The 26759-nt window shown below is 35.3% G+C and carries 21 protein-coding genes and 5 pseudogenes; 13 read left to right on the top strand and 13 right to left on the bottom strand.

Annotated elements, in window-relative coordinates; all coding sequences use genetic code 11:
- Position 1: 1 nt before the first annotated feature.
- The 4 genes from AC2IP4_RS16670 to AC2IP4_RS16655 all read right to left on the bottom strand — a co-directional run bounded on the left by AC2IP4_RS16670 (position 2) and on the right by AC2IP4_RS16655 (position 6355).
- Positions 2-1927: a bifunctional diguanylate cyclase/phosphodiesterase gene (locus tag AC2IP4_RS16670; RefSeq protein ID WP_486311161.1), complete on the bottom strand. Its 1926-nt coding sequence runs from the start codon at positions 1925-1927 to the stop codon at positions 2-4.
- 4 nt (positions 1928-1931) lie between these two features.
- Positions 1932-2600, bottom strand: coding sequence for a transglutaminase-like cysteine peptidase (locus tag AC2IP4_RS16665; protein ID WP_105056540.1), 669 nt, complete (start codon positions 2598-2600; stop codon positions 1932-1934).
- A gap of 25 nt (positions 2601-2625) precedes the next feature.
- Positions 2626-4017, bottom strand: a complete 1392-nt coding sequence (locus tag AC2IP4_RS16660; protein WP_375320026.1) for an HlyD family type I secretion periplasmic adaptor subunit — start codon at positions 4015-4017, stop codon at positions 2626-2628.
- Positions 4018-4228: 211 nt separating this feature from the next.
- Positions 4229-6355 carry a tRNA(Met) cytidine acetyltransferase TmcA domain-containing protein gene (locus tag AC2IP4_RS16655; protein ID WP_375320027.1) on the bottom strand — a complete coding sequence of 709 codons (2127 nt, stop codon included), beginning with the start codon at positions 6353-6355 and terminating at the stop codon, positions 4229-4231.
- 133 nt (positions 6356-6488) lie between these two features.
- Here AC2IP4_RS16655 and AC2IP4_RS16650 point away from each other — a divergent pair, with 133 nt between their 5' ends.
- Complete coding sequence (locus tag AC2IP4_RS16650) at positions 6489-7061, top strand: nucleoside triphosphate pyrophosphohydrolase family protein (RefSeq protein WP_375320028.1); 573 nt, start codon at positions 6489-6491, stop codon at positions 7059-7061.
- 93 nt (positions 7062-7154) lie between these two features.
- On the opposite strand, the gene AC2IP4_RS16645 is transcribed toward AC2IP4_RS16650, so the two are convergent.
- Both AC2IP4_RS16645 and AC2IP4_RS16640 read right to left on the bottom strand, forming a co-directional pair.
- Complete coding sequence (locus tag AC2IP4_RS16645; protein ID WP_375320029.1) at positions 7155-8129, bottom strand: ParB/RepB/Spo0J family partition protein; 975 nt, start codon at positions 8127-8129, stop codon at positions 7155-7157.
- 3 nt (positions 8130-8132) lie between these two features.
- On the bottom strand, positions 8133-9356 hold the full coding sequence (locus AC2IP4_RS16640; protein WP_375320030.1) for a ParA family protein: 1224 nt from the start codon (positions 9354-9356) through the stop codon (positions 8133-8135).
- A gap of 1080 nt (positions 9357-10436) precedes the next feature.
- Between AC2IP4_RS16640 and AC2IP4_RS16635 the strand changes: the two genes are divergently transcribed.
- The 3 genes from AC2IP4_RS16635 (at position 10437) to AC2IP4_RS16625 (ending at position 14510) form a co-directional block, all read left to right on the top strand.
- The gene (locus AC2IP4_RS16635; protein ID WP_375320031.1) at positions 10437-12422 is read left to right on the top strand and encodes a replication initiator protein RctB domain-containing protein; all 1986 of its coding nucleotides are present in this window, start codon (positions 10437-10439) and stop codon (positions 12420-12422) included.
- 354 nt (positions 12423-12776) lie between these two features.
- The gene (locus AC2IP4_RS16630; RefSeq protein ID WP_375320032.1) at positions 12777-13124 is read left to right on the top strand and encodes a RidA family protein; all 348 of its coding nucleotides are present in this window, start codon (positions 12777-12779) and stop codon (positions 13122-13124) included.
- A gap of 78 nt (positions 13125-13202) precedes the next feature.
- On the top strand, positions 13203-14510 hold the full coding sequence (locus AC2IP4_RS16625; protein ID WP_375320033.1) for an alpha/beta fold hydrolase: 1308 nt from the start codon (positions 13203-13205) through the stop codon (positions 14508-14510).
- A gap of 63 nt (positions 14511-14573) precedes the next feature.
- Here AC2IP4_RS16625 and AC2IP4_RS16620 read toward each other — a convergent pair whose 3' ends face one another.
- A complete protein-coding gene (locus AC2IP4_RS16620) occupies positions 14574-14813 on the bottom strand; it encodes a DUF4344 domain-containing metallopeptidase (protein WP_375320034.1) in 240 nt (79 codons plus the stop codon).
- Positions 14814-15148: 335 nt separating this feature from the next.
- Positions 15149-15652: pseudogene (locus AC2IP4_RS16615) on the bottom strand (IS91 family transposase); the annotation flags it as partial.
- A gap of 352 nt (positions 15653-16004) precedes the next feature.
- Here AC2IP4_RS16615 and AC2IP4_RS16610 point away from each other — a divergent pair.
- The 3 genes and pseudogenes from AC2IP4_RS16610 to AC2IP4_RS16600 form a co-directional block, all read left to right on the top strand.
- Positions 16005-16188: pseudogene (locus AC2IP4_RS16610) on the top strand (type III secretion system chaperone family protein); the annotation flags it as partial.
- 185 nt (positions 16189-16373) lie between these two features.
- Positions 16374-17090: a hypothetical protein gene (locus AC2IP4_RS16605; protein ID WP_375320035.1), complete on the top strand. Its 717-nt coding sequence runs from the start codon at positions 16374-16376 to the stop codon at positions 17088-17090.
- Between the two features lie 20 nt (positions 17091-17110).
- A pseudogene (locus AC2IP4_RS16600) lies at positions 17111-17316 on the top strand (DDE-type integrase/transposase/recombinase); the annotation flags it as partial.
- A gap of 542 nt (positions 17317-17858) precedes the next feature.
- Here AC2IP4_RS16600 and AC2IP4_RS16595 read toward each other — a convergent pair.
- Together AC2IP4_RS16595 and AC2IP4_RS16590 are read right to left on the bottom strand one after the other, a co-directional pair.
- Positions 17859-19053: pseudogene (locus tag AC2IP4_RS16595) on the bottom strand (IS91 family transposase).
- Positions 19040-19330 (bottom strand): hypothetical protein, encoded by a 291-nt coding sequence (locus tag AC2IP4_RS16590; protein ID WP_375320036.1) that lies wholly within the window; start codon positions 19328-19330, stop codon positions 19040-19042. The pseudogene AC2IP4_RS16595 and the gene AC2IP4_RS16590 overlap by 14 nt, the downstream one beginning before the upstream one ends.
- Before the next feature lie 204 nt (positions 19331-19534).
- On the opposite strand from AC2IP4_RS16590, the gene AC2IP4_RS16585 reads away from it, so the two are divergent.
- The 5 genes and pseudogenes from AC2IP4_RS16585 (at position 19535) to AC2IP4_RS16565 (ending at position 22170) form a co-directional block, all read left to right on the top strand.
- Complete coding sequence (locus tag AC2IP4_RS16585; RefSeq protein WP_375320037.1) at positions 19535-19801, top strand: hypothetical protein; 267 nt, start codon at positions 19535-19537, stop codon at positions 19799-19801.
- A 52-nt stretch (positions 19802-19853) separates the two neighbouring features.
- Positions 19854-20159, top strand: a complete 306-nt coding sequence (locus tag AC2IP4_RS16580) for a hypothetical protein (protein ID WP_375320038.1) — start codon at positions 19854-19856, stop codon at positions 20157-20159.
- A gap of 42 nt (positions 20160-20201) precedes the next feature.
- Positions 20202-20717, top strand: a complete 516-nt coding sequence (locus AC2IP4_RS16575) for a DUF4832 domain-containing protein (RefSeq protein WP_375320039.1) — start codon at positions 20202-20204, stop codon at positions 20715-20717.
- The gene (locus AC2IP4_RS16570) at positions 20711-21028 is read left to right on the top strand and encodes a hypothetical protein (protein ID WP_375320040.1); all 318 of its coding nucleotides are present in this window, start codon (positions 20711-20713) and stop codon (positions 21026-21028) included. The genes AC2IP4_RS16575 and AC2IP4_RS16570 overlap by 7 nt, the downstream gene beginning before the upstream one ends.
- Positions 20977-22170 (top strand): annotated as a pseudogene (locus AC2IP4_RS16565) (ISL3 family transposase). Before AC2IP4_RS16570 ends, AC2IP4_RS16565 begins: the two are co-directional and overlap by 52 nt.
- Before the next feature lie 13 nt (positions 22171-22183).
- On the opposite strand, the gene AC2IP4_RS16560 reads toward AC2IP4_RS16565, so the two are convergent.
- The 3 genes from AC2IP4_RS16560 to AC2IP4_RS16550 all read right to left on the bottom strand — a co-directional run bounded on the left by AC2IP4_RS16560 (position 22184) and on the right by AC2IP4_RS16550 (position 24924).
- Positions 22184-22549, bottom strand: a complete 366-nt coding sequence (locus AC2IP4_RS16560) for a hypothetical protein (protein ID WP_375320041.1) — start codon at positions 22547-22549, stop codon at positions 22184-22186.
- Between the two features lie 15 nt (positions 22550-22564).
- Positions 22565-22771: a hypothetical protein gene (locus tag AC2IP4_RS16555; RefSeq protein WP_375320042.1), complete on the bottom strand. Its 207-nt coding sequence runs from the start codon at positions 22769-22771 to the stop codon at positions 22565-22567.
- A gap of 338 nt (positions 22772-23109) precedes the next feature.
- A complete protein-coding gene (locus AC2IP4_RS16550; RefSeq protein WP_375320043.1) occupies positions 23110-24924 on the bottom strand; it encodes a methyl-accepting chemotaxis protein in 1815 nt (604 codons plus the stop codon).
- Between the two features lie 879 nt (positions 24925-25803).
- Here AC2IP4_RS16550 and AC2IP4_RS16545 point away from each other — a divergent pair.
- Positions 25804-26613 carry a helix-turn-helix transcriptional regulator gene (locus tag AC2IP4_RS16545; protein ID WP_375320044.1) on the top strand — a complete coding sequence of 270 codons (810 nt, stop codon included), beginning with the start codon at positions 25804-25806 and terminating at the stop codon, positions 26611-26613.
- Positions 26614-26759 lie beyond the last annotated feature (146 nt).

Raw genomic sequence — 26759 nt, 5'->3', positions numbered from 1 at the left:
TTTATTCACCTTTTACTTTTTCATTAACAAAAAAGCCTTGGAAAACATCAACATGATGTTCAGAGAGCAGCTCAAGTTGTTCTTTATTCTCAACTCGTGACGCAATAGTAATAACCCCTAAATTTTGAGCAGTTCTAGAAATAGAAGCAAGGATGTAACGTTGCTTTTCATCATCAAGTTGATGAGTAAATAAATAATCCAATTTCACGTATTTAGGCCTGAACGTTTCTATATATTCTAATGATTCAAAATTTCGTCCGAAATTATCAACACCGAACTCAGAACCTGATGAACGAATCACATTACACAATAATGCAGTATGATCTTCATTATCAATAAATGACGTTTCTTGAATCTCAAAGTGAAGTAGCTGTGCAATTGATTTATGCTTTTTCAATGAGTTTGTTAACCAACGAACAAAACTTGGATCCTCAATACTTCGATTCGCTAAGTTAATAGCAACTGGTTGAGTTATTTCTCCGCTAACAATACGCTCAATCATAGAACGAATAACAAACTGGTCAAAAGAAGTTGTTTCATTCAATTGTTCAAGAGCAAATAAATATTGATTAGCAGAGTATCGTTGATTATCTTTTTCAATAGCAGAAAATACTTCTTGATGAAAAACAGCACCACCGCGGGTTGTCGCTAGTTGCAATGTAAAATCAAACAAATGCTCATTTATCGCTTCATCAACAAATTGTTTCCATTGTTGTTTACCCATTAACTCATGCTCACTCTCATCTGCAATATAACCAAAGAGTAATTCTGGACTCGTATGAGCCTGAGTTAGAGCATTATCAGCTAACGATAATATATCTGTTGTTGTTTTTCTTGATTCATTAAATACAACACCAAGATTAGCATCAATAGGGGCAGTAGCGGTTGGATCACCTTTAATATCTTGGGTATACGCAATAATATTTTCTGCGGCTAATCTCAGTTCTTCTTCTTCTATATTTGGAAAAATAAAACCAAATTCATAAGAGTTAAGTCGAGTAAGGATGACATTTGTTGAAGGCAGTGTGATTTTTAACAAATCCGCAAGCTCTCTAACTTTTTCATCTCCAGCTTCATAACCTTCTTCTTCATACACTTTATTTATAAAATTAACTCTAAATAAAGCAATACCACCTTTAGCTGATTCAGATAACCAAGTATTAAGTTGAGCCATAAAGAAAGCTCGATTCCCTAATCCTGAAATAGGATCAAGATAAACTTTATCTCTCAACTTCTCTGCTTCTTTTGCTTGGGACTTAAAGCTTTGTGCTATTTGAGATGACATGGAATTTATACCAACAATCACAGCTTCAAGATCTTTCGTTTTTGGTTTCTCTAATTCATTACTAAAATTATTTTCAGAAACCTCTTTCATCTTCACAATTATTAATTGTAATGGTGCTAATGCCCTCTTAACAACAAAAGCAATGATAATAACGCCGGCCAACATAATGATTGCAAAAGTAGTTAGTAGCTGCGTAAATGCCAACCATAACTGTTGATAAGCATAAGCAGGGTTAGTCACAATCTCTACTTCTGCCAGCTGTAACCAGCCACTAGTAATAGTACGATTTTCTGAAATAACACGAAATAAATGCAGATCAGAAAACCATTGGGGCACTGTATCTATTCTTAATGGATAAACTCTAACTATCTCATCATTAGTACTGAGTAACGTTAAACGTACAGCAGAATAATAACTACCATCGAATAAAGCGTTAATAACAGATTCAGCAGCAACTTTATCTTCGTTTTCTAGATATGGGGCCAGTGCTAAACCAACAGTATTTATACTATTATTTACTTCCGAGCGTTGCTGGTTTTCCAAAAATGCTTTTGTATTAAAAAATTCAATGGCAAAGACAGAGATCATTAATATTAAAAAGACGGCTGTCATCCATGATACTAGCTGTTTATATAATGTCATTTGGCTACTCATCATAATTTATAATTGGGTGGTTTAATCTCAGGCCTTTATTTCTTGCTCGTAAATCATTCCATAAGCTTAGTCGCGAAGATTTACCTGCCTGTTGTCCGTTTCCTTTACCTTTCATTAGCCACAGATGTTGACCGTTAAAACTATAAATAGGTAATAAATCGGTACGCTCTGTGGCTGGCTTTATTTCTTTATCTATATTATCTAAAATTAAAGGGATCGAAGATGGTGTTGGATAATACGCCAACACCATATGAAATTGATTTAGCTCTAACGCTTTCAAATAAATTAATCTTAATTTTTTATCCGGTACGCCAAGTTCTAATAAAGAAAAATATTTTGCAATAGTAAAATCTTCACAATCTCCTGCATTACTTCCCAAGAACTCTAGTGGCGTAGCCCAATAATCTTTTTTCCCCCAAAGCTTAATATCATCGACAAAATACAATTGATTAAAAAATTGATTAATACCGACTAACTGTTCTTTCTCTTTTTTATTATCTAACTCTGATATGAGTTCACGCCAAGCATTAACTCGCCTTGATGCTCTCTCCCCATACTCTTCTTTTACTGCTTTAATCCAAAGATTATCTTGTTTGGTTAAAGCGATTGTTGCTAGAGAGAATATAGTGAGAGGGATAATGAATAACCACTTAGCTCTCATTATTTATTACTCTCCTTATTCATTATCACTCTTTAAATGCAGACCCTTTCACTTGAATTATAGGTTTAAGTAAGTAATCTAAAACACTTCGCTTTCCAGTAATAATATCTACAGAAGTTGTCATTCCCGGAATAATATAAAACTGTGTTTTCTCTGCTAAATCTTCTTGCGAAGTTCGTACCCGAACCAGATAAAAGCTATTTCCTTCTTCATCCTGAATAGTATCAGCACTGATATGCTCTAACGTTCCCTTCAACCCACCATAACGAGTAAAATCATAAGCACTAAATTTCACAATAGCAGGAAGGCCCGGTCTTAAAAAAGCAATATCTTGTGGTGCGATTTTAGCTTCAATCAACAAAGTATCTTCTGTAGGTACAATCTCAATTAAGTCCATACCTGGCTGAATAACACCACCGACGGTATTAATATAGATTTTCTTAATTGTCCCTGTTACAGGAGAAAGCACAATAGTTCGATTTACTTTATCTTTCAATCCAACTTGTGACTCTGTTAACGCAGAAAGCTTATCTTGTATGCTGTTTAATTTTTCTTGCTGTTCTGAACGAAATTTAAGGGCTGCATCTATTCGGTTTAATACCGCTTCTTGAATGGTTGAAGTTAATACTGGGATTTTTAATTCAGTCGACGTTAACTCTCGTTTTGTATCGTTAACTTGTCGCTGTAACTTGAGAAGCTCAATCCTAGGAACAACACCTTCGTCTGCTAACGGTTTAGTTATATCTAGTTCTTTCTTAGCCAGCCCATAACTTCCTTTTAAACTTCTAACACGAGATTTGATTTCAACGAGGTCTTGTTGCTTTTGTCTGACTTGCTGATCAAATACATTAATGCGGTTTTTTAAATTATTCATGTCCGCTTTGTATTCGGCCATTTGTCTTCTAACTACAACTGGATTTTCTTTAATAAACTCTTCTTCAAATTTTAATTTATCAGTAGATAGAATTACTGATTCTTTCCAGCGTTTTTTACTATTAATATCTTGAATTAAAATACTGTCCATTGAAGCAGACAATTGCATTGCACTTGCAGTAAGATTGATTAGTTGTTTTTTCCTTTCTCTAAAATCAGAGCGAAAACGAGTATCATCAATTAATAATAATTGTTGACCCTTTGTCACCTTATCGCCTTCTTTGACTAGCATCTCTTTTACTAGTCCACCCTCAAGGTTTTGAACAACTTGCAATTGAGATGAAGGAATCACTTTACCTTGACCAACAGTAACTTTGTCGATCTCAGCCCACGATGCCCAAGCAATCGCGATGCCGAAGAAAATAGCAATTATCCATAAAATTATTTTAGCGTTTGCTGGCGTATTTAAAAGTAAAGCAGCTGTTCTATCGTCTACAAAATCCAGCTCTTCTTTTTTTAAATTATTAAATCCTTTTTCATTCATTTCTGTATCCCTAGACATCGTATAAATGAATAACATTTTTATTACATTAAGAATATAGCATTTATGAATAACTCACTAGGTTAATTGTCTATATTTTATGGACTTGGTTACAAAATGAGAAAAGAATTTATAAGGTTGATTTACAGTGTAAATTAAAATTAGGGGAATCGATTTACACTGTAAATTAAGGTGGGATTTAAAATCAAAGGAATTAGGATTTACACTGTAAATTATGAACCATGACCTTGATACACTCTCGAAGTACTGCTTCTGCATTCTTACGGCCAATTAGCTCACATTGAGCAATAACTGAATGCCAATCATGACTCTGAATTATTTTCGTAATAACAACTTTTTGTTGTTGATTGCTTAACGAAGATAAGACCTCAATATTAGATAACACAAAATGACGTAATTCATACTGAAGCAATTCAAAACCTCCTCCCCCTTCAATAAAAATAGTAATGCGTTTTTTCATTAAAGAGCTTATTGGCTCTATATCAGAAATATCCGCAAGTAAGCTGAGAACTTCATCATAATTCAAATCTGAAAAAGTAGACATTAACTGCTCAGGAAAAGAGGTTCTAAAATACTCTTTAGCTGCAGGTAACCAGGTCTCTGCATCATTGCTTAATGATTTCACAGCTAATAAGGAATGCGTACCACTGGCTTTATCTTTACTAATGCCTAAACGAACAAATTCAAAACCAAGAGCACGCCAGAAATTATTAAGTTCAGGTGTTGAGCCAAAGCTAGTACTGAGATAATTGATCCCCTCTTCTGAGTAATAATCTTCAATCGCTTCTATAAAATGAGAGCCAATTCCATTATGTTGATACCCAACCGCAACCGCGATTCGCATCACTCTAATGCTAGTTTGAAGTGCTGGCTCATCAATACATAATATTTGGGTTAGAGATACAGGCGCTAAATGCCCTTTAGGTCTTCTTTTCCCATATTGAACATCATTAACTAAATCACTATCTAGCTCGCCTTCTTTTGATAATAAAGCACAACAAAGTAACCTTTTTGAGTCAGTATCAACACCTATCCAACAAGAAAGTGTTGGATCCGTTAATAATGATAACCAATCATTAGGAGATGTTTGATAGTGAGCAGAGGCAAGTAACGAAAATAAAGATTGAGCAAGTTCAGCATTATCTAGTAAGTCTGAAATAGATAAAGAAAAGTAATCTATCGATGATAGAGACAACTCTTCACATGAAGAGGATAGATCTTCCAGATGATTTAATAGGAAAACAGCAGACAACCAAAGCTCAAGTGGGTCATTAATACTCCATCGGATCGGTTGTTGCATTTCAATAGAACGATAACTAGGTCGCAATTGTGCTAACTGCTTCTTAAATTTAATTTCAAAACCACGCCCAGTTCCTTCGTAACCATTAATCGTTGTGGAAAAAACCATACGTGAATATTGTTCAACTAAAGAAAGTAATATAGGAGCAGGAATAGCAGCGGCTTCGTCCACACACAATAAATCTAAATACTGAGGGTTTCTCAATAATTCATCAGGGGCGATATAAACAATTTGAGTATCATTAATCATTAATTTATTTTTTTGATTACTTACATCAACATTCTTCAATCGTGCAATACGTTCAGCATGTATAAAGATTTCATCGACACTTGCACGTTGTGGTGCCGTTACACCAATAACTAAAGAGCGTTCCATTGCTAACTCAGCAATTGCAATTCCAAGGGCTGATGACTTACCTCTCCCACGATCGGCAGTCATGACTAATGGCCGCTTTGAGTGGCCTGTAACTACTTTTTGAATCGCACTTACTGCGATCTCTTGATCCGATGAACGATAAACCGCATCATCCCATTTAGGCATATCATCAATTAAAAGAGGATTTTCAGGTAATACGCAATCGGAACCTGTTTCTTTTAAGCACACCATTTGAGTTACAAATTGCGATAACCAATGACTAACCACAGGAGAAAGTGAAGAGGTATTAGTACGAATAAAAAAAACTACCCCCCCACCAACAACGGTTCCACATACTGCATTAATAGCATTCGCATTAAATTCATGAGAAATATCGATAACTAAACAATCGGTTTCTTGGCCTAATTTCTTTAAAGCAGACTTAATAGGAAAAGCCGTATGCCCAGGAATAGTTAAATCACCGTATAATTCAACGTTAGTAAATCGAGAACTTTGCTGAATAAAAAAAGAATCTAATAATGACTCACACCATAGCTTTGAACCTTCAAGCAAAATGGGATAACGGATATAACCACTCGCAGCATAAGAAGATAACGTATTTAGAAATGACAGCGCAGAAAGCATTGCAGAAAAGTCCATTAACATAAGAAGATATTATGCATAAATTGTAGCATGAGATGAATATTTTCTATCTATTAAGAAAAGAAAGTATGACGAGACAAATCCGGAGAAGGTATAATGCTTATTACATTTAAGCCTTCATCATTTAGGAATGACCATGCATTTAAGTCAACTTACTCAACCTATCTACCAAAAGCTATATCAAGACATTGAACAATTTAGAAGTACCTTTGACTTAGCAGTAGAAGCACCTGAATCATTAGATGAAAAAAATGATCTATTACACACCTCGTTAGCAATCGAAGAGTTAACGGAATTAGCAGAAGCAGACAGTAAAATTGAACAAGCTGATGCTATTGTGGATACAGTTTATGTCTTAATGGGACGTGCGGTACATTTAGGAACGAAGAATTTAGAAGACAATTTAAGTATCTCATACTTAATTGACCTTCTATTGAACGTTGCAAAAAACTTAGACATCAATTTTGTACCGTGTTGGGATGAAGTTCATTCAAGCAATATGAGTAAAGTGTGTAAAACAGAAGATGAATACCAAGCAACAAAAACGTTCTACGCAGAGCAAGGCATTGAACTGATGTCGACTGAAAAAGGTGGATTCATCATTGCTAAATGCGCTAAAAATGTAGAATTAGAAAACAAAGTAATTAAGCAAGGTAAGGTTTTAAAATCAGTAAACTATCGTCCAGCGGACCTTGCGCCATTAGTGTAATTTGAAGCTAAAGATTCAAATATAAAAAAACGCCGGACTTAGTTAACTAAATCCGGCGTTTTTTATTAAACAATTAATAGCGAATAAAACCTATTAAGATACTTTTTGGCTAATATAGGCAAGGATATCTTCCATTAATGCGTCATCAACTTTTTTCAGGTTAAGTATTAGAGCAGAGCCTTTACGCTTATATGATGCACGACCTTTTACCAATTCAGTGCTTAATGGCTTGGCCGCTTCTCTTTTTGGTAATAAGTCTTCAACCCAAACCTCAATAAGTTCTGTCACTTCTTTAGTCATTCGGCTAACACCAAGCGCAGCAGAACGTGTCCAGACGGCTCCTTGCTCGCCAGCACACTGCTCAAGTAAGGTTTTTTGATCTTCTTCAGAGAGCGTATTATAGAGCTTATGAAGCTTAACTACGGTAGGGCGACCAATTTCGCTAACACTTGGGTACGCTTGAAGCAGCTCTAACGGTAATGTCGCGGCTTTTAATGCACCACTCACTAATGCTTCACTACACTGGCATACTTTAGCTAGCTCTTTTTGATCAGCAACATCGCCTCGAGAAAGCATTGCATGCATCTCTTTACCGCGCTCATACAGTGATAACGGTTTATGCGCATTGGCGACATCAGAAAGAAACTTAGCATGCGTAGTATTGATGCCTTCAGCAACATAAATTAAGAAGTCCTGCTCTGCCAAAATACATGACATACGACGACGGCTACCGTCAAGAACCTCTATTTTTCCACCTTCAACAATACGACCAACAGCAGGATATTGCTGTCCACGATCACGTAGTGTCGTTAAAATATCCGATAAAGCATGCTCAGTTAGAAATGATTGTTCACGAGCATTTTCGGCAAAAACAACCGTCGAATTACGCACGTCTTTCGCTGGAATTTTACGTAATTCAAAGGTCACCATATCTTCACCAGCAACTGCTAGTTCAATCACTTGAGCTTGAGATTTTGCTGCTTTTTGTGCTTCTACTGGAGTCGTCGCTCTGCGCTTATTTGTTTTACCAAATAACTTAGCATTTAAGTCTGAAGTTTTAATTGCCATGGATTAGTACTCCCCTTTATTTAACGAATTCCAGTGACTGTGAAGTACTCGCTCAAACTCTAATGCACTTTTCTTCACTGCATCTTGAGCAACAGCTAACGTTTTCTTACCACCTTCAAAGTCAGCCGCGGTTAAATCAAAAACAGTACTGTAGGTATCGGCACAAATTTCAAATGCACGACTTCTTGGAATCGTCGCCATCATCACTTGATCCGCCAATAAATAATTCATTTCAGTTAGTACCGAAACTTGTTTTTTATTATCATCTTCAAACATCGTTGGCATCAGGCGAACAAATTCTAGTCCATGCCAATCTTCAGGGAACATTTCATATACAGTTGGTAGATGTTGGAAAAAGTTAACTGTCGATGCCCAGTCTAAACGCTTTGCTGCACATGGAATTAACAGTGAATTCGATGCATACATTGCATTCCAAACTAATGGGTCAACATGTGGCCCAGTGTCAATCATGATCACATCAAACTGATCTGCAATTGGGTCTATAACCTTTTCTTTTAATAACTTAACAATATCTAATGAACCATTTGTTGATAGATCTTGCCACGCTTCTGCATTAAACATCGCATCTTCAGGGAAAGCAGAAATAGTCTTCAAGTTCGGATATTGTGTATTTAGAAGTACATTTTTAGCCATAAACTGACCATCAATAACTTCATTTTCAGGGACATTATCCAGCATAATATCAACAGCTGAATAGATGGTATCTTGCTCTGAAACGCTAATTTGAGGGTTTAAGAAAAGACGTAGTGACCCTTGAGGATCCAAATCGATTAAACAAATACGGTAACGCTTTTCCAAATTTAGCGCCAAACAAGCAGCAAGATGTACTGCACTCATTGACTTACCTGTACCACCTTTTTGGTTTTGAACATTTACAACCCAAGGCTTATTGTTCACATTTTTTTTCTGTTCATGAAACGCTGGCATTCCTGCCGCACCCATCAACATATGTGCTTCTGTTAATGAAATCGAATAATGATTTGCATTATTCTTCGTAAATTGATGACCCTCAGACTCTAAACGAGTAATTGCTTCATCAAGTTTTCTTCTTGTTAAGCCAGAACGAGTTTCCATCATTGCTTTTGACATTGGAGGGAAATGTTCGTTATTTCTTTCTTCAAGAACCAGTTCGATACGGTCGGATTGTACCTGTTGGGTCTGCTCTGCCAATGCAGCTAAATTAGCAATGGTTTTTTCTCTGTTCATAATATTCGCCATTAATGTAACTATGAAATTAATTGTACAGCAATGAAGGTCAATTACAACAAATTGGTGAACATGAATTTAATAATGTGATATACATTAAAAAGAAAAAATAACTAACAAAGCTGTTATTTATGTTAAATAGATCACGATTTTATCTCTATAACTAATGGATAAAGTCTAAATAACAAAAGTGTTACAGTGTCACCTACCATGGATTTACAGTGTAAATTTCTACGGAAGCGTGAAATAAAATCCCTATATTACGGAGCTTGTATTTTCAATAAAAAAAACGGGAAAAATAATGATAAAAATGTATCTTATGGAGAGATAAAAGGGAACTAAAAATTAGATAAAATGAAGCATGATCAAGGTATGAATTATAGGGAAATGAAGATATATGTACTGTAAATTGGACTTAATTTAAAGGAAGCATGATCAAGAATACAAATTTATCGGAAGCATGATAACAATCAGATAAATTACAGTAAATGTATATTCTATAAGGGTTCCTAAAGGATCACTTCATAAAACATAGGATTGATAAATTCAAAATACAACTTGATCATTCTTCTGGATCCATAGTTTGTATTAAATTAGATCTAAACTCGTTGAAAATAAAACTCAAAATAACAAAATAGAGCTCAGGTTGAATCTATAAACAAAAAAACTTTAAGAAAAGCATCAATGACTAAAAATTAAGGAATAAATTAGCGGTCGAAGATCCAATCTGTGGATAACTTGTGCAAATACCATGATCATTCTTCAATAATATTCATGATCATGGATTCATGTTAACGATGATCATGCTTTTGAATATTAGTGATCATAGCTCCGAACTTGTATTGATCATGCTTTCTAAAAACTCTTGATCATACTTTCATTGCGAAAAAAAATAAAGCTTATATATACAATAACTTACAAGCAAAAAACCAACCAGATCATAGATCAATATAATCATATAGATCAGTATTAATCATAAAGATCAATTTAAAAGAATAATAATTTTTTTCTTTCTTTAAAGATCCAATTCATTTAACCTATACGAAAGAATGATTAAAATACAATGAATGTCAGTTGAAAATGAATCATATAAAAACAGCAGATAATGAAAAGATCTACATTCCTCTTCCTAGAGATCACAAGGGAGGACACTTATTTGAGATACCTACAAACTTAGTTGATTGGATCACTCAATATCAACATTTTAAAGGTGTCACAAAAAGTATTTTAGAATTAATGAATCTAATTTCGTTAAAAGGATTTTCATCCACTGATGGTTTAGTCTCAACAACTGAAATTATAGAAACAACAGATGGACATCTAACACGAGCAGCTATCCAACAACGTTTACGTACTGCGGTAAGTATCGGATTATTCGAACAATATCCAGTTCGTTTCGAACAAGGATTAGCAGGCAAAACAATGTTACATAAATTTATTAATCCATCGCAGTTAATTTCAACGCTAGGTATTACTAGCTTAAAGTCCGAACAAAGTCATGAACAAGAAAAACAAAAACGTTCAAAAGCATTAGCTCAAACTCAAGTGAATCGTCAGTTTTTAACAGAACATGGATTAGCGATCCCTCCAAGTATGAGAGATGAAGCTGATCAATTTGTTGTATCTCCAACAAATTGGGCAGGGATCATAGACCAAGCATTAGCACCACCACGAACACGCAAGAATTATCAAAAAGCAATGGTTGCGATTTCTGGAACAAAAGCAATTATAGAAACAAGGTCATCAAAAAATATCATGACAGTTGATGATCTAATGACTCTTTTTGCTCTGTTTACACTGACAGTCCAATATCATGATCATCACCAAGACGATTATCACATTCAAACCAAAACGATGGGGAATAAAACCCCAATTTACATTACTGATATTTTAACATTACGTGGGAAAAAAGATTCCGGTCCTGCACGTGATTCTATCCGAGAAAGTATTGATCGTATTGAGTTTACAGATTTTCAACTTCATGAGCTTACAGGACGTTGGCTCAGTGAAAATATGCCTAAAGGCTTCAAAAGTGATCGTTTCCGTTTTTTAGCTAGAACGATTACAGCATCAGATGAAGCACCAAAAGAAGGCAAAGACGGTGAAATTAAAATTAAACCTAATTTGTATATTTTGGTTTGGGAACCGTCATTTTATGATGAATTATTGACCAAAGATTACTTCTTTTTATTCCCACCAGAGATCTTGAAGCAACATACGTTAGTATTTCAGCTCTATAGCTTCTTCAGAAGCCGCCTAGCGCGCCGAATGACTGACAACCTACTCCTAAGCGAAATAAACCAAAAACTCGCTCGTAACGTTGATTGGAGACGATTTTCTTTAGATCTCATTAGAGAATTAAAAAAACTCGCCAAAGATAAAGTGACTGATGAGTTATTTATTGTAAATCTTTGGGGTTACCATTTAACGATCTCGATGCTTGATAGTAATGAAAAATTACCAGATTATCAGGTAGATATTCGTTGCGATCCTGAAGAGGTGATCCGTTATTCTCGAGCAAGAACCACAAATGCTGGAAAACGTAATATGGCACCAACAATGCCAAATCCATTACGTAATGAGATCATGCCTAAGCAGCAACTTGATCAACTTTCCACAATTATTGATGGTGAATTTGAGCCTATTAAACGTAATACGGCTAATAAATCCGGCCGTTTAGGTCGACGAGTGAAACTGCGTAAGCATTCTGCTGAGATTAACGCTGATGAGTTGACTATCACATTAACCAAATACACATCAGAACAAGCATTAGAGAGAAGTATTACGGCGTTGTCTGCTATGACTGGACACAGTTCATCATCGATTTCTGAAGAGTGTAAAGAATTGCAAGAGAAGCTCGATTACTTAAAAGTAGGGGGAGAAATATTACCTTACGAAACATTGAGTAAAACGATTGAATTTTATAACAGTCAAGATCATGGAAAACACTTATCTATTGAGAACTTAATCGCAGGTCTTGCGGTAAGAAGGAAGATCAGTAAATTAGTTTACTCTCAGAACTATGATCAAGACGTTTTACGAGCTTTGGATGAAATGGCGGGATAGTCAGTCTATTGACATTTTTATAGCTATACTCTGACAAGGTGCTGACAAAAGAATAGGGATGAAGGTTATCATTAAAAACGAATAGACAACCTTTGTCCTTTACCAATCGAAAGATTGGCTCATATTGTTACACATCTAACTTTTATTGTTTTCAATAATCGTATTGGCGAGCTTAGTGCTCGCCGTTTTTTTATCTAGCGATAAATCCTCTTCACACTCCCCGTATCCTATGAGACCATGATCATTCTTCCATTATGAAATAAGGCTTTAACGCGAAGAGTCCTCGTATTTTCTTTTATTTTTTATTACTCTAGCACTCTAAATTACACCTTAATATTTTAGAAGTAGGTAAGTATGATTGAACGTCAAGAAACAAAACAACGTATGAGCCGTATTGTGAAACATAATGGAACCATTTATCTGTGTGGCCAAGTGTGTGCTGATGCAACAAAAGACATCGCAGAACAAACTCAGACAATGCTAGATAAAGTGGATCTATTATTAGAACAAGCTGGCAGTTCACGTGAGCACATGCTATCTGCGACGATCTACATTAAAGATATGAAAGATTTTGCTGAAATGAATGCTGTTTGGGATGCATGGGTACCAGAAGGTCACGCTCCAGCACGTGCATGTGTTGAAGCGAGTATGGCTCGTGAAGCTCTTCTTGTGGAAATATCAGTAGTCGCTGCTGAAAAATAATAAAAAATAGATAACTAAAATAATAGCTTACTTAGTTTATCTTTGGGTAGCTAAGTAAGCTTGATATAAGGAAATATCATGCTCAATCATTCAGAACCCGCTTTTTATCTTGATGGTGTAAAGTATCAATCTCATCATTTTTCTTTGCCTCTTAATTACGATGATTACACTGCTACCCCTGATCATGTTTCCGTTTATGCTCGAGAATTAGTAAAAGCAGAAAATAGCGATCTTGATCTTCCATATTTAGTTTATTTTCAAGGTGGGCCAGGTTTCCCTGCTGCTCGTCCACTCAGTAATTCTGGTTGGTTAAAGCGTGCCTTAGAACAATATCGTGTGATCTTATTGGATCAGCGTGGTACGGGATTAAGCTCTCCGATCACAACTCAAACGATCCAACACTTAAATCCGATAAAACAAGCAGAATATTTAAGCCACTTTCGAGCCGATAATATTGTTCGTGATGCTGAAGCGATTAGAAAGCATTTTAGTGTTGATAAATGGGCGATTATTGGCCAGAGTTTTGGTGGTTTCTGTTCTCTAACATATTTATCTATGTTTCCTGAGAGTTTACTGGCTTCGTATATTACTGGTGGGATCCCTTCTATTACACGTAATATTGATGATGTTTACCATGCGACATATAAGCGTACGTTAGATAAAAATAGTGAATTCTTTGATCGCTTCCCACGAGCGCAAGAGCTGTGTGATCGCATTGCGAACCGCTTACTAGATCACTCGGTGACGTTACCTAATGGCCAGATCTTCACCGTTGAGCAATTTCAAAAAATGGGGATCTGTTTTGGTATGGCGGGAGGACCAGAAGAGCTCTATTTCCAATTAGAAACAGCTTTTGTAGATGTAAATGGCCAACAAGAGTTAGGTTATGGCTTTTTAAATTATGTACTTTCACAACAAGCGCATTTAACTAATCCACTGTATGCGATTTTACATGAGTCGATTTATTGCCAACATTATGCTTCAAAGTGGTCTGCACACCGAGTTAGAGAGAGTTACCCTGAATTTAACCATCAAAAAGGCGCTTCATTGCGTTTTACCGGTGAAATGGTCTATCCATGGTTCTTTGACCAGCTTGAAACCTTAAAACCGTTAAAAGAGGCTGCAGAGCTTTTGGCGGCAAAGTCTGATTGGCCAAATTTATACAATGTTGATCAATTAGCAAAGAACAGAGTACCCGTGGCGGCAGCAACGTATGTTAATGACATGTTTGTTGAGTTTGATTTTTCACGTGAAACGTTAAAGTCTATTCCTAACTCTAGAGCATGGATGACCAGTGAGTATGAGCACAATGGCTTGCGAGTCGATGGGGAGAAGATCTTATCAACTCTAATATCAATGGCTGAAGATATTAAAGCCATTCAATAAGTTTTTTATTGATCCAGAAGCATGATCAAGTAGGATGTGATCCCTTGATCATGCTTCTTATATTTAGTTTGTTTGCTTAAAATAATGATCCCAACTTTGACTTAATGAATCAAATTGAAATTCACAAAACTCTTTTCTATCCTCAGACTCAAATGTAAACATATCTGCTGCACTTATCGCAATATCATCACCACTATCTACATAGTTTAATAATAAGATGGTTGCAAAGTGATCGACGGCATCTTCTTTTCCTAAAACCGGAATGTTCTGATCAGCGATAAAAGCATGACCTGCCTCATGCAATAAAGTATCAAGCGCACCTAGCTGCGGCGATTTATTAAAGCGTTATTAGTATTTATTTTTTGAAAAGTAATCGAGTGATTCTTTATGGACAGGAATTTCAAAGTTGAGAGTAACAACAATATCGAGTCATACCTTAAGTCCTGTAAGGACATTCGATAAGAGCAATTCTTTCTAATTCTCTGGATATTCCCAATCTGTTTGTTTTTCACTCAGAATGACATCAAAAAGACGGTTCTATCCTAGTAATACTGTCTACATTGGCCTTAATAACGCTAGGTTTCAATTGACCAAGCTTAGGCCCTCGGATAAATCCGCTGAAAAACATTTTTGAACCACAGTCCTAATTCAGCTAATGCTAAGTGAATATGGCAATTAAAGTTTAGCTTCCGACCATAGGTATGAAGAGCCGCAAAAATACCTATGGTTAATTTTTTAGTTTTCGCCTGAGTGAGTAACGTATTTGCAGAAATAGAAAAAAGATCCCCCAAGAGTCACCGGTTTAATTGAAATAAAGGCCAAAACTGACCTGGCATGGTGAAGGTAATATGGCGAAATTTACAATCTGGAAGTATTTCACTCTGAGCTGCTATCCAACGTTTTGTGGTCTTTTGGCCACACGAGGGGCATAACTTACTACAAGTACTAAAAACGTATTTTACGTGTGAGCAGGCGTTGTTTCTGCATGAATAGGTTAGCTTCCCTAAGCGGTCTGTTTTGCAAGAAAGATATTTTACGACGGCTTCTAATTCTACAGTGCGAAAAGGGTAATTATCTTTGTATGCTTTATAGAAGCACCTGCCAAGAGTAAATAGATGTTTAAAATGATTAGGGTCGTACATAGAAAAGGCTAACGTGATGTTGTCACGTTATTGTATTCGAAAGGGTTGCAGCGTGGAAGCTGCAACCGAAGGTTGCTTATCTTGATGAATTAATGTAAAGAATGAAAATAAATGTCGAATATAATCAATCTCTTATAATTTTATAAAACTGAACTATCTAATAAATTAATTACTTGATCTTTGTTCTAATGTTGAGTCAATGATTTAACGGTTCTAATTATTTGCAACAACCCCGTAAATCAATGCCACCTCAGCAACATTCAAATTCCTTATCTTAATATAAAAATCTCCAACCAAACTTGATAAACATCGAATCTAATTTACCTTTTAATCTATTAAAGGAACTGCTTCTATATCAGCACGCCAAATCATAGATGAGGTTTTACTTAGATTTACTCATCAAATAGGTTTGCCCTAATTAAAGTTAACTGAAGATGAACTGACTTTAAATTTTGACGAAATTAAGAGTGCATTTCATTTACTATCCAGCAACAGAAACGCTTCAATTAGAAGCAGGAATTGTCGATCTACAAATGGCGTTGTTAACTAAATCAAGGAACCTTTCGTAAATTTTGTGATCAGATCATTATCACTGATTCTAAGAGGTTTACTTGATAGGTAAGTTAAAGAATAAAATCACAAATTGGCCTTCATATAACCGTGGTTAATATGAAGGCCACCAAGGTTTTAATAAGCATAGTGAAATAAATAGAGGTGTTAAATGGATTATGAAGCTTTAGCTGATAATTTTCAAGACGGAGATGTAATTTACGGTTTAGATTCTCCTCGAGCCGTAGCATTAGCAACACTTAAAAACCGAGGTATAAATCGAACTCAGCCAATAACGACAGCCTATTGCTGTGGATTGTTTGGCTCGACAGCCATTAAAAGGCACATAATTATTCAAAATGATATTACTAACGCGGTCTGGGATCCAAGTTCACCCAAAAGCTATTCTAGTAATAAAAGCATTAATCGTGGGTTAATTGATGGTCCGCGAGGAGTTGCTTTTAAAAAATTCATAGAAAATGATCCCTATTATAATGTTGCTTCTCGGCATGATCCAGAATTAGATCCACAAAAAAGAGCTAAAAATGCATGGCAACGTACAAGTAAATGCGGGCTAAAATTCCACATAGAAAGTAGGGGAACAATACATTTTATCATAACCAATTTACAGATCGATGCAGTCGTATCAAAAGTAGGGTATGGCGAAAGTATAACCAGTGCAGAATTGCGTTGGCTATATAGGCATAAGAATGTGCAGGCTGTAATTGATCATGTGAAATTTTATGTGGCAGATAAAGAAGTTCTTTATCAAGATGTGTTTAATGACCGAGCTTGGGATACTTATATACCGAGTAATACATACGGTAGTGACGGGGAAGTTCTGAGAATTTCAAAAATGATTGATCAGGTAAGAAGTGCACGCATATAAAGAATAACGGTTCGAAAATATATCGATTAGATGCCATTGAGTCAGATCATTCCCCATTAAGGAATTGGTTCTGGCCACTGGTGGTTTCAAACTGAGGAAACGAGCTTGGTTAACCATCCAAGGATTTGAATCATTACGAATGTTGAATAAAGGCCAGTTTTATTTCTGGCTTCGTCATGATGAACGTAAAACCCTTGTGCGGGAGAGCTCCGCCTTTCTCAATTGATTATTTAACCTCGTTAGTTAATGAAAATTAATTATCGGGGTCTTCGTCTATTTACCGTCTAAAAAACTTATGTCAGTCGCTATTCTAACTTAAACACTTTCCTTAATCTGTATACGGTCTATTGTTTTATTTGAGGTGTGACAGTAGAGTTTCCCTTACTGTCATATGACAATAAAGTTATGCTTGGTTTTCGTGGTATTTGAAATAAAACGTGATCGCGAGCAACAAAAAAAGCCACCAATTTAGGCAACCTCTGTGATTCGTAAAGAAATGTTATAGACACCTTGATGTGTTGTTAGCAATATTCCCCACCTAACCAACTTAAATTCATTTCTTGTTTTATTTGCCTCTGAGTTTTTTTGTATGCTCTCTTACCAATTGGATAATCTTTAAATTACTTACGAAGTTCTAACCATTCTTGCGATAACACACTGTATTGTGCAGGATTATCTAATAGATGCAGAAATACTCATGATTGCGGGTTTTATGTTCGTTTTAATCTCATTTAATGAGTTTTAGATACACTTATCCTACAAACCTTATTATGCAACCCTCAATTCTGACTGAACTATCGTATGGGTGACTAAATCATTGACCGAATTTCCGACTCGGAAATTCGTAAACACCAAACGACTTTCACATAAAATACATTCGTACGGATCTACTTTTACATATCCTTTTAACATTGCGGCATACTCTGGCATTTTCGGCTCAGCCTCTATATTGTCATACCTAAAGCGGCATAAACTCTAGGCAGAGCTTCTCCACGACGACGCATTGATAAAAAACCGTAGTATCGGATCATCTTGAAATGTTTATCAGGATAGTGCTCTACTATCCGTCTTATCATCTCTTCTGGTGATAACGTTAGGCTGTCTGTTTTTCCTGTTCGATGGCCTAAATAATCAAACGTTATCATTCCGCCTTTGGCGTAATGACTTAAGCGTGACGCTGAAATCGGTGGCTGTTTTAAATACCGACCAAGATAGTTCATCGTCGGTTTTACATTATTTGTCTTTTTAGTAAAATGAAGCTTCCAACGACGATTATATTGATTGCTTAAAAAGCGTGACCAATCCGCTTTATTACGGATGTAGGGGCATTCTTTGCTTGATAAATCAAGCTCATCATAAGCCTTGCCTAATAAACTGACGATAGCCGCTCTCCAACAAGGCTCTGTCGTTTTCATTTGGAAGTAAATTGGTTTCCATAAACCAGTACGTTCACAAATTCCCCATGAGTGACCGATAAATGTAAGTGCGTATTCCAATTCAGTTTTCGACCGTAAGTATGAAGAGCACAAAAGATACCGATATCTATTCCTTTCTCTTTTGTCCATTCCAGCAGAATGTTTGTCGCACATTTGAATAATTTATTTAACAGCCAGCGGTTATGACGAAAGATTGGCCATAACGTGTTTGGAAGGGTAAAGGTGATGTGTTGGTATTCGCATTCAGGGAAGACATGTTGTTGTTTTTGTATCCATCGCTCAGTGGCTTTCATGCCACAGCTACTGCACGCTCGTGATTTACAGGTTTGGTGAATATATTTGATATGGGTGCAGTTAGGATTACAACAATGATATTCGCGAGAGCCAAAAGCCGCTGTCCCACAGGACAGCATCTTTGTGACATTTTCAATCACGATCGCTCTTAGGTTGGCTTTGTTATCATGAAGAAGTTTAAGCCAGTTGTTTTGACTATTAAATACTTGCTTCAGTGGCTTATATGCGTGTATGACGATAGGATAAACGATTTATTGGCAATAATGGAAGAGGGTTGAGTCCTTTTGATTTGCGCCGTAGGCGCCTATTGTTCTTAAATGGGAAATAGTCGTTAGAAAGAGCTATCAATGTGTCATTAATGCCACTTTCTTTTATCGTTTGCTGAATTGTGATTTCTTGCTGATTTAAAGGTTTTGAATATTGTATTGATATATTAGGTTTTTCAGCAAAGCTACATAAACAGATGCCCATTAAGGAAATGAAGAGAGGGGGAGGAATAGCTGTTTTCATAGTTAGTCCATTAAGCAGTCTCGAATTAGTTGTAGCATAGTATAAGTCAATTAAGGATCCAGAAGAATGTAACCTTGATCATGCTTCTGTTTTGATCTCTATTTTCTTTATTAGAAGTAAGAATAAAGAAAGATCTGACAGAGGGTTCACATGTTTTTTCTTTTCCTTTGTAAACTTTAGCTAGTTTATCTGTTTGGTTTATTTATGTATTTCTTAAAAGTGTCACCTTTCTTCTTTTTGTCATTATTCTTGGCTGGCTGTGGTTCTAATGATGCTTCGCCGACAGATCCCATAAATTATTATGATACAGCAATGGGAAGTTCGGTTACTGAAAAGGGTGGTTTGGTAACGACTAAGCCAAAAATCAGTTGCCAAGTATTTATTAATCCTGATATTGGCTTTACTGATTTTCATTCTATTTCCATTAAAGATAATCAATGGAAGCCCATTCCCTCTTACTCCTTAAACTAATACCGTTTATTATCGCTGGAATTGGTCTGATATTCAGCCAACAGATGCTGATTTGTTTGATTTTAGTGAGATTCAGAAGGTTGTTGATAAAGCTAAAGCGGTTAATAAAAAATTAGCTCTACGTATTATTGCTATGGAAAATACAGGATATGGATCAAATGAAAGTAAATTACCTGATTGGTTAATGGCTAAAGTATCTGTTGTTGCTTCTCCAAACGGCCCTTTAGTTCCTGATTATACCGAATCTGTATTTCTAATGGCTGCAGAGGCATTGATTAATGAATTAGGAACTAAGTTTGATGATCCTAATATTATTACCAGTATCGATATTGGAATGATTGGATCTTGGGGGAGTTGAATCTTGAAGATGCTTATCCTAGTAGTGGGACACTAGAGTTATATGCAAATAATCAAGAAGGCTTGTTTAGAAGATAAGTATGGTTACTTCTCTGACTCATGGAGCCATATGGATGAAGGCTATCCTGAGGCGCTAGATAATGCTGAAAATAATGGGTCTCAAATTCGAAGTATTTGGAAACAAGCTCCCGTTCAATTTGAAACATGTGATGATATGACAAAATGGAAAACAGAGCATGACTTTAGTGAAAAAGAGGTAATCGAGGTATTCAATTATGCGCTAGACCACCACGCCTCATTAATTAATGCTAAATCAAAGCCTATTCCTAATGAATACCAACCTGAAGTTCAAGAGGTGCTTAAAAAGCTTGGTTATCGCTTTGAGCTGAGATCGTTAACACACCCTAAAGTTGCTCCTAGTGGGAGTTCAATAACTATAATGTCTGAATGGAAAAATAGTGGGGTTGCCCCATCTTATTATCCTTATCGCGTTGCATATCGTTTTGTTGATTCTTCGGGGAATGTAGAGAAACAGGAAGGACTTCAAGAGAAGTGTTAGATTGGTTACCAGCTGAAACTAGAATGGGGGATGCACCAGTGATTGCTATTAATGACGACATAACTGTTTCAGTTTTAGCCGGTGAATATGATTTACAAATCGCTTTAGTCAATGATCTTGGTGAAGCCAAAATTAAACTGGCGATTGATATGCCCCAAGAAAAAAGGTTCATCGCAGATTCGCGGGAATTGAAAACAAAAACGGCAGTTAGTGGTAAAGTTACATCGCCAAACACAACTTTTCACAAACTGCCGTTTTCATGCCAAATAATACTTTTTTATCATCATTCTGGAAAGGTTTTCAGATCGTAAAGTCTCATAAAACTGATTCATTAATCTCTATAACCTTAAAGCCTGATTCCCCAGCATTCTGCTCTTGCGGGCGACTCTCTGAATTTACTCACGATACTCAGTGGCGAATTATTAAAGACGCTATGATATTAGGAGCTCCAGTTGAACTTTTGATTCAGACTAGGCGCATTACATGTTAGCTATGTGGTACAAAAACGGAAGCAATATCTTGGCTTAAACCATACTCACGCCTGACTAATCGATTGATAGAATATATTGAACAACTGCTGCCTTTGCTGCCGATTAAACATATTTCAGAACTGACTGGAGTACATTGGCACACGATAAAGAACATTGATAAACAACGACTTAAACGAGTTATCCCTGACATACCATGGGATAAATTACGTCAACTAGTGATGGATGAGTTTGCCATATTTAAAGGACATCGATATGCAACAGTGATTGCCGATGCGCAGACACATCAAGTGCTTTGGATTGGTTTAGGTAGAAGCCGAACTGATATCAGGCCTTTCTTTGAAGAGCTTGGTGAGCATGCCGAAAATATCGAAACAGTAGCTATGGATATGAATACAGCTTTCGATCTCGAAGTGAAAGCTCATTGCCCTAATGCGCGTATTGTATACGATCTTTTTCATGTGGTAGCCAAATATGGACGAGAGGTAATGGATAGAGTTAGGGTAGATCAAGCGAATCAACTCAAAGAAGACAAAAAAGCTCGTCGTTGGATTAAGCGTTCACGCTGGATCCTTTTGAAAAATAGAGACAACCTAGACGCAAATCAACAGAGTTATCTAGATGAAATACTTTCGGTAAACCACGATTTAATGGTGACTCATTTGCTAGGAGAGCAATTAAAAGAGCTCTGGTATTGTGACTCAGAAACGCAGGCAATAGAACTATGGGATGTATGGTGGCAACAGGTAAATGAGAGTGGGATCCAACCATTAATCAGTTTTGCACGAAAGTTAAAACCATACCTTCACGGAATTGTTAGTTCGGCTTTATATTGATTAAATACATGTACACTGGAAGGAATAAATAACAAAATTAAGCTGATCAAAAGAATGGGGTATGGCTACAGAGATACAGACTATTTCTTTATGAAGATAAAAGCGGCTTTCCCCGGAAAGCCGCGATGAACCTTTTTTTCTATTAAAAATTTAATCTAGCATCAATGAGAAATTCGAAATCAATTAGCTTTGCTACAACATCATGACAGCTACTTTCAAAGGTAATATTTATTACCCGTTTATTAGCTAGGCAATATTTTATATTAATCGAAAGGGTTAGATATTCAATATCTTCATTACTGAAATCAAAGTCATTTAATTGAATGCTATTTTCTAGCTCTATATCTATAAGATTAAATTGTTTATTATATGAGAAACTAGAAACTAAAAATTCAGATAAGCTATAACTGCAATGTCCTTTTCCTGTTATTAGCTTATGAATTTCTGACTTTAACTTTAAATTACCAGAGTAGTAGATCTTTAAACTGTTAATATCTTCTATATACATAATTTGTTAACCACGTTATAAAATCTGATTAGGTGTTAACTGAGGTGAGGTTTTTGTAACCGTCATTTTTAAGCCACTATTTTTAATAAATAACTTTTTAAGACTTTCAATTTCATTGGTCATTAGTGGAAAGGTGCAATGAATATTTGTATCCTCAACCAACTCGTTAATGCACATATCAATAAATGATTGATAAGTGTTAGCAATAAGTGTCTTTGTCATTATATACCTCTTAAAATTTTAATAATATGTAAATCCTATTAAGGCCCCGATAAGCAGAGATAAATATTATTCAATAATAAAAACTGTTACTTTCAAGGTCTAGGAAACTATTCACAGGAAAAATGCTAGTGAGACTAATAACTTGCATTTCTATTTGTAATATTCCAAGTTATTTAACTTGTTCGGTTGATTTATTCCTTTTGCTGTCATTCTACCCTCATATTACTTATTTAAAAATGACAGCGCGTGAGAACTCCACTTTGATTATCGCTAGTACATGACAGCTTTTTCTAGTTAAGTGTTTATCGTACATTAGTTAAATTTATGAAACACTAAAACTACGTGTTTTCAATGTTAAAAAAATCCATATCCAATTTCAAATTATGAGCTAGTTTCATTACCCTATTACTAGAATTAACAGTTTCGTATATTCCTTCAAGATTTTTTTGAACCAAAATACTCATACCTTCAAGCTGTTTTGAAATATCCATTGTTACTGCACTTTGCTCCTCTGAAGCTGTCGCAACAATGGCGTTAACGTCAGAAATACTTGCGACTTTTTCTGAAATAACGATAAATGATTTAGCTAATTCTTCTGTTGCCAATTGCGTAATATTCATTAACTTTACATTTTTACTCATTGATTCATCAGCTTGTTTAGATTGATCCTGTAATTGAGAGATAATTTCTTGAATATCGATCGTTGATTGTTGAGTCTTTCCAGCCAAAGCTCTCACTTCATCAGCAACTACAGCAAAGCCTCTCCCTTGCTCTCCAGCACGAGCAGCTTCTATTGCAGCGTTCAATGCTAATAAATTAGTTTGCTCTGAAATATTGGTAATAACATCTACAACACTGCTAATTTTCTCTGAATGTTCTCTAAGGTTGATAACGATCTTTTGTGCTTCAATAATCGAATTAGAAACCGATTCTGTTGTTTGGGTTGAATGATTTAACGTATATTGACTTGATAAAATAACCTCATTAGCTTCTTGAGCTGCTAGCTCAGCCTTTTGAGCATTATCTGCAACATCACTGGCTGTCGATGCCAGTTCTGTCGATGCCGTCGCAATTTGCTCTACAGAAGATAGCTCGTTTAAAGAATTATTTTTATTTTCTGCCATTAAAATTAGTAATGACTCTTGTTGAGATCTAATTCCTTCACTTCCTTCTCTAACACTCATAATTGGACAAATTAAAGAGTCATTCATAGCAACAAGTTCACCAAGAATTCCTTTAACTTGTTCAACTCCTTTAGTTTTTACTAATTTTCCTTGAGAAATATCTTTCATTAGGCGAGCTATTTTCTCTGGCTCTCCACCTAAGGAATTAAAAACCCGATTAAAAATTATTCTGGCATTAAAAGATAGTATTGTTACAAAGAATAACCCAAAGAAAATTGCATAACGTTTATATTCGGTCAGTAATTTATTGAGTATAGGACCAATGATATCTTGTTCTTTTATACTAGATAACTTCTCATTTTCAGATTCTGATGATAGCTTCGGACCAATAATATCCAAGTAAGAAGCTTTCGAGTTCATTAAAATCAAATTTTTCACTGATTTCGACAGCAAAGTTTTATAAGTAGATAAAGCGAGAGTCTCATTGTCCTTTTTTCCCAAAGCAATATTTAGACTTTTGTTCAAGGCTAAATCATTTGGATTATGTGAAAGTTTAATGTACATGTTTTCTAGTTCGATAAGACTAATCAAAACTTTTTTTGATAATATTGAATTATTTGATCGTATTGATGACATAAGTTCTTTATATGATTCATTTCGATCTTCTTCTATAGATATCCATTCTTTCTTGGTCTCAATGTATTCCTGAAATGACTCATTATATAACTTTAGTTCACTTTGAATATTTGGATAATTAGAAGAGTTTTCAATCGAAGCCTGTAGCCTTTGCTTGAAACGGTCGATGTTAGATTGGTTAAGATTAGTATTATTCATATACTTAATAGCCTGGATTCTAGCTTCCAATACATTAGCTTGGATTCTTCCCCATTCAGTACTCTTTAAAGCTTGAGAACGATACTTTATGGCCATACTTGATAAATCAGACAAAGCCAAAAAAGAAGAAACGGAAGCAAAGAATGATAATGCAATCATTATCGAAAAACTTAATATCAAAAATCGTTTAAACATAACGAATTATCCTTATAAAGATATCCACGATACCTAATTGTTACGACTTATTGGATTGTATTCTCAATAGTCTTATTTCGCACAAAAAAATAACAACCCTATAACCATTAATGGCTGTAAGGTTGTTATTTATAAACATAATTACTAATAATTAGTTTGAGCTAAATTATAATTTATAAAGAGTATATTAAATGTAAATCAGCTTGTATGTTTATCAAATTTGGTTGGCATTTTTTATATGAATGTTTCTTCTGTAGGTGATGTAAATATTAACGGTGTTTTATTTAGTAAATTCCAAAGAGTATTCTCACTTAATTCCGTATAGAGTTTTATTTGCGAAATAAATAAAGTAATAGAGATTTATAAGTATATGTTATCTATTGATTTTATAGGTTATTTGGTTAACATAAAACATAAATAATAGTTGATCTTTTTTATATTTATGTGACAGTATAGCCTTTGTCAAGGATGCAAATAATAATTTATTTTTTTATTAACTTGTTAAGTTTATATTACATAGTAATATTTATTTTTATGTATTGTTCTAGTTAGTATTTAAATTAATAATATTATTTTCACTAGCTTTTATTTTTATGGTATGTGAAACCATTTAATGGTGTAATTAGAGCTAATGATCTAAATGCATGATTCATCGTTATTATAAATATTAATACACAAAAATATTGGGCAAATTTATTTTAAAATATTATTTTACTGTCTATGGTAATTCTTGATCTATTCATTGTTTATTTGAGGGTATGGTAGTGCAATGTATGCTTCTTTAATTAAAATTGTGTTGTTCGTATTTAAGTCAAACTTTGACAATTTTTCTAGTTAGGAATAGATGTGTTAGATTAATTTAACACTGAAGGGGGCAATTTGCGTTCGCGAAAAATTTGTTGTGAAAAACAAGATGAAGTATTTCATTCTGGTCAGTCCCAGATTGTTGTCATTCACAATGGTCTATTGAGAGTAAAAACTGGAGATTGCACACTTAATGTTGTTGCTGGTTGTGGTATTTACTTTTCTCAAGGTGATTATTTACTAGAATATACACCGATAGATGGTCAATATAGGGCTTCAGTTATTGAATTTGATAACGAGTTTGTCAGTAAACTATTGCAAAAGCATAGTGAGCTTTTAATGTCTTTTCCAAAGGTCGCGAACATTCAATCTGGATTATTTTCGTTTACTCTTAATATATTGATTAAACAAACGTTATCAGGAATGAAAACATTAGAAGAGCAGTCGTATCCTGACGCTATTATGCGATTAAAGTATGAGGAAATGCTCATCCTATTATTACATGGCGAACAGGGTGAACACCTATATGCCTTGTTGTCACAATTGACAAACAAAAGTTCAGATCGATTACGTCGCTTTATGGAACGTCATTATCTCAAAGAGTGGAAACTGACGGACTACGCTCAAGAATTTGGTGCTAGTCTTACGACGTTTAAAGAGCTTTTTAACGAATACTATGGTATTTCACCGAGAGCCTGGATTAGTGAGCGTCGTATATTGCATGCTCATAAGCTATTACTGACTAGTAAAATGAGTATTGTGGACGTCGCGATGGAGTCCGGTTTTTCAAGCCAATCGTACTTTACACAAAGTTATCGCCGTCGTTTTGGTACAACACCAAGTAAAGTTCGTACGGGAGATGAACAAGTGACTATCGGTAAGTGAAATGTCTAAGAACTAAAATTTTCTGACTAATTTTGAAAGGCATTAACTGACGTAATCGTTATTATGCTCAGTGTAAGAACGAAGCAAAATTATTATCTCTATTTCATTCTAGATTGTTCGGAATTTATTATGGTCGCTGGTAGTTT

The sequence above is a fragment of the Aliivibrio thorii genome (assembly GCF_057368585.1).
The sequence above is the reverse complement of the archived record's forward strand: the minus strand, read 5'-3'. Positions and strand labels throughout refer to the sequence as shown.

Excerpts from the sequence above, each read along its gene's own strand:
- AC2IP4_RS16670 (WP_486311161.1), bottom strand. The coding sequence starts at position 1,927 with ATGACATTATATAAACAGCTAGTATCATGGATGACAGCCGTCTTTTTA.
- AC2IP4_RS16665 (WP_105056540.1), bottom strand. The coding sequence starts at position 2,600 with ATGAGAGCTAAGTGGTTATTCATTATCCCTCTCACTATATTCTCTCTA.
- AC2IP4_RS16660 (WP_375320026.1), bottom strand. The coding sequence starts at position 4,017 with ATGAATGAAAAAGGATTTAATAATTTAAAAAAAGAAGAGCTGGATTTT.
- AC2IP4_RS16655 (WP_375320027.1), bottom strand. The coding sequence starts at position 6,355 with ATGTTAATGGACTTTTCTGCAATGCTTTCTGCGCTGTCATTTCTAAAT.
- AC2IP4_RS16650 (WP_375320028.1), top strand. The coding sequence starts at position 6,489 with ATGCATTTAAGTCAACTTACTCAACCTATCTACCAAAAGCTATATCAA.
- AC2IP4_RS16645 (WP_375320029.1), bottom strand. The coding sequence starts at position 8,129 with ATGGCAATTAAAACTTCAGACTTAAATGCTAAGTTATTTGGTAAAACA.
- AC2IP4_RS16640 (WP_375320030.1), bottom strand. The coding sequence starts at position 9,356 with ATGAACAGAGAAAAAACCATTGCTAATTTAGCTGCATTGGCAGAGCAG.
- AC2IP4_RS16635 (WP_375320031.1), top strand. The coding sequence starts at position 10,437 with ATGAATCATATAAAAACAGCAGATAATGAAAAGATCTACATTCCTCTT.
- AC2IP4_RS16630 (WP_375320032.1), top strand. The coding sequence starts at position 12,777 with ATGATTGAACGTCAAGAAACAAAACAACGTATGAGCCGTATTGTGAAA.
- AC2IP4_RS16625 (WP_375320033.1), top strand. The coding sequence starts at position 13,203 with ATGCTCAATCATTCAGAACCCGCTTTTTATCTTGATGGTGTAAAGTAT.
- AC2IP4_RS16605 (WP_375320035.1), top strand. The coding sequence starts at position 16,374 with ATGGATTATGAAGCTTTAGCTGATAATTTTCAAGACGGAGATGTAATT.
- AC2IP4_RS16590 (WP_375320036.1), bottom strand. The coding sequence starts at position 19,330 with ATGAAAACAGCTATTCCTCCCCCTCTCTTCATTTCCTTAATGGGCATC.
- AC2IP4_RS16585 (WP_375320037.1), top strand. The coding sequence starts at position 19,535 with ATGTATTTCTTAAAAGTGTCACCTTTCTTCTTTTTGTCATTATTCTTG.
- AC2IP4_RS16575 (WP_375320039.1), top strand. The coding sequence starts at position 20,202 with ATGCAAATAATCAAGAAGGCTTGTTTAGAAGATAAGTATGGTTACTTC.
- AC2IP4_RS16560 (WP_375320041.1), bottom strand. The coding sequence starts at position 22,549 with ATGTATATAGAAGATATTAACAGTTTAAAGATCTACTACTCTGGTAAT.
- AC2IP4_RS16555 (WP_375320042.1), bottom strand. The coding sequence starts at position 22,771 with ATGACAAAGACACTTATTGCTAACACTTATCAATCATTTATTGATATG.
- AC2IP4_RS16550 (WP_375320043.1), bottom strand. The coding sequence starts at position 24,924 with ATGTTTAAACGATTTTTGATATTAAGTTTTTCGATAATGATTGCATTA.